Genomic DNA, 229 nt, shown 5'->3' with positions numbered 1-229 from the left:
GTATGCACCCAGTATTTTGCGCATGCCTATTCCTCGGGAGCGGGTGAATGCTTCGACAATAGTAGGGGACATGAAATTTATGCAGGCAAGGAAAAGTATGAACCCACCTACCAGCAATAACAGGTAAGGAAAAAATTTGCCCTGGTTTCCTGTGCCAATGCCGTTTAAATGCAGGTCTGAAAGTTTCTGGTGGTGCGGGCCTATAAGCTCCCCGTTGTAGCCGGGGGGG

1 protein-coding gene is annotated in these 229 nt (G+C 49.8%); it reads right to left on the bottom strand.

Annotation, left to right across the window (positions count from 1 at the left end; translation table 11 throughout):
• On the bottom strand, positions 1-229 hold a 229-nt coding region (locus KVT36_RS32515; RefSeq protein WP_217607551.1), incomplete at both ends, for a hypothetical protein.

Source organism: Chitinophaga sp. GbtcB8 (assembly GCF_019091455.1).
Classification (GTDB): domain Bacteria; phylum Bacteroidota; class Bacteroidia; order Chitinophagales; family Chitinophagaceae; genus Chitinophaga.
The sequence above is the reverse complement of the archived record's forward strand: the minus strand, read 5'-3'. Positions and strand labels throughout refer to the sequence as shown.